A 2,166-nucleotide genomic window follows, 5' to 3' on the forward strand; every position below is an offset into this window, starting at 1 on the left:
AATTAAACATTGCGTTACCAATTGAACTGAATCATGACCAACAAAAAGAACTCATTCGATCTTTTGCTCAAAACGAGTTTGTTCAAAAAGGAATGGTTGCTGATATTGCCATTCATCGTGACGATGCTAATAATCCTCATGCTCATATCATGTTAACGATGAGAAACATTGATGAAAATGGTTTCGGCAAAAAGAATCGTGACTGGAATGCTGATTTTGCCAATGCAAAAGAAAACAATCGGGGGTACGTAAAAAATAGCGAAGGCTGCTTATCCATTCGTGAACAGTGGGCAAACTATGCCAATCAAGCATTAGAACAAGCCAAAAGTAAAGAGCGTATTACGCACCTTTCTCATGAAAATCGGGGACTTGAAGTACTTCCAACCATTCACTTAGGCCATGTCGCTCATGACATGGAGAAGAAAGGAAAGAAAAGTGACCGTGGTCAAATCAACAGAGAACGCCAAGAATACAATAAAGTCGTTATTGACCTGCAGACTTACCGTCTTCAAAAAGAAGCTCATGTACAAAAAATAAAAGAAAAAGAGAAGCAATTTAGCTTCTCTACGGATATTGAGAAAACACATATTCAAAAGGCTGCATCTCTTTTGAATCAAAAAATCGTTTCCTTAGACGATATCTCAAAACGCCAGGCAGAACTACGCAAAATGAGTGATCGTCATGACCCGATTGAACGTCATTTCCATGTGCAGCAACAACAGTTCCTAAATGTCAGCAATTACTATGACCGTGTGAAGGCTTTAGAGCGTGAAATCAAACAGAATGAAGAAAAGGTAGATGAACTCAAGGGATCACTCAATCCGTTTAAACTAAAAGAAAATAACATGATGAAGCTTCGTCACCTTGATAAAATCTCTGATTTAGAAAGTAACAAAGCCAACTACGAAAACAGTATTGGGAGCTATAAGGAATCTCTTCGCTTTTCAACTGAAGAGGAGTTTTATAGTCGCTATCAAGAATTCTCTCAACAGAAAGAGAATCGCCTGCATCAAATCAAGTATGAAAAAAAGCAGATTCAAGTTGAAACGAAAGTCTTGTTACAAGCAGAAGAAGCCATTAAAATGGCGAAAATTCGTGAAGTAAGCTCTCACTATCCAGACTTGAAAACAGCTGGAAAATACTTGACCTATGACAATGCTTTAAAGCTAGAGAAACATGTAGATATGGCCAAAAAGACTCCCGTAACGTTAGAAGTCATTGAAAAAGCGATTAAAAATCAACAAGACGATCTATACAAACTAAAGAAAGACCTAAAAATCTTTCAAACTGAAAAAGATCATCTAGATAAGATAAAGAGCCAGGTTACTAGCCTTGAAAAAACAGAAAAGGAACTTGATACATTAAGCAACAGCCCTGGTGAAGCAGCCAAACGCTTGGTTTCAAAGAAATCACGTCAGCACTATGAAGAATTGCAACATGAAGCTAATCACTATCGTGATAACCTTAAGGAAAAAGGATATAAAGGACTAGATGATTTAAACAAACGACAAGGCGAAATTAGAGAGCTAGAGCAAAATGTAATACCAGATATAGAGAAAAACATAAAAGTCAAAGAGCACGTCATAGAAACGATCTCAGGTATCTTTGATGCTATACAACAAGCTACTCGTAGCCAAGAGCAAGCCCAACAAAGACATCAATTGAGAAGAATGAGAAGTACCAATATAAATAGAGCGAAAGATCAAGGACCAGATTTTAGCCGTTAAAGATAAAAAATTGCCTTAAGGCAATTAGAAACAACTTAAAGTTGCTTTTGTTATTAAGGGGTAGCATCAGGATTATGCGGATTTACAACATTAAGACAAAAAACCTTGTATCAATAGGGTCTACTCTATTGATATGGAATCAATAATACGTAAAATAAGAGTTTTGAATGTATCATATGACTTGTCTCAAAACCCTTATCGTTGTTAAGTTAGCCTTTTTTTCTTCTCAGAATTGCTTAACGTTGTAAATCCGCATTTTCGGGACTGTACCCCTTATCACAGTTAGTAGCAAAACCTTCACTTGTAGTAACGATGGCAGCTATAATAGGTATAACAGTATCTAATTTATTAAGACATCCTAATTTAATATTTGGATAGGAGGAACTTATGATATCACTTCATAGAATCTTAAAATTGCGTGATGTAGAAATTTTCCAAG

The 2,166-nt window shown here is 36.1% G+C and carries 1 protein-coding gene; it reads left to right on the forward strand.

Annotation, left to right across the window (positions count from 1 at the left end; translation table 11 throughout):
• Positions 1-1,727, forward strand: a 1,727-nt coding sequence (locus PH235_RS14540) for a MobA/MobL family protein (RefSeq protein ID WP_272162963.1), incomplete at its 5' end; no start/stop codon positions are given.
• Positions 1,728-2,166: the final 439 nt, after the last annotated feature.

Origin of the sequence: Trichococcus sp. K1Tr, assembly GCF_028309625.1 — a bacterium.
In the GTDB taxonomy this organism is placed as follows: domain Bacteria; phylum Bacillota; class Bacilli; order Lactobacillales; family Aerococcaceae; genus Trichococcus.